The following is a 721-nucleotide window of genomic DNA, read 5'->3' as shown; positions in this document are numbered from 1 at the left end:
CCTGAAAGACGATTATATGGTCTGGGCCGGAAATATGTTTCTCCAGGAGCTGTATCTGGCTTTGTTCTGGGCCTCTGTAGCTGTTGGCGTGCTGGCCTTTCTGATTTTCCGTTTTCTGCGTCGTCTGGGGGAAAAACAGGCTCAGGATGAGCGCATGGGGGGGCGTGAGCTGACTGATGATGTGAAAGCGGTGGCGCGGGAGATGCATCGCCGTGGGCAGGCTTCTTCCATCTGTATCGATCAGCTTCCGCTGATATTAAATGGCGAAGTGCAGTATCTGATGATGTACGGCACGCCGGGATCAGGTAAGTCCAACACTATCAACAAGCTGTTGAAGCAAATCCGGGCACGCGGTGATATGGCCATTATTTACGATAAAGGCTGTTCCCTGATTAAAAAACACTTTAATGAACGGGATGACACCCTGCTTAATGCGCTTGATCGCCGCTGTGCGTACTGGGATATGTTCCGTGAGTTTGAGTCCATTCCGGATTTTGACAGTGCTGCAAGCACGCTGATTCCGATGGGGGCAAAAGAAGACCCCTTCTGGCAGAGTTCTGCCCGTACCATTTTTTCTGCAGTGTCATATCGTCAGAAAAAGAAAGGTATCCACTCCTACAACGCGTTGTTGCGCACGCTGCTTGCCATTGACCTGAAGGCTCTGCGCGACTACCTGGCAGGTACGGAGGCAAGTAACCTGGTGGAAGAGAAGGTGGAAAAG

The 721-nt window shown here is 51.5% G+C and carries 1 protein-coding gene; it reads left to right on the top strand.

What is annotated here, in order from left to right; genetic code table 11:
• A partial coding sequence (locus EQY_RS0122070; RefSeq protein ID WP_000663621.1) for a type IV secretion system DNA-binding domain-containing protein occupies nt 1–721 on the top strand: 721 nt, incomplete at both ends.

This window comes from Escherichia sp. TW14182 (assembly GCF_000208525.1).
Lineage (GTDB): Bacteria > Pseudomonadota > Gammaproteobacteria > Enterobacterales > Enterobacteriaceae > Escherichia > Escherichia ruysiae.
The sequence above is the reverse complement of the archived record's forward strand: the minus strand, read 5'-3'. Positions and strand labels throughout refer to the sequence as shown.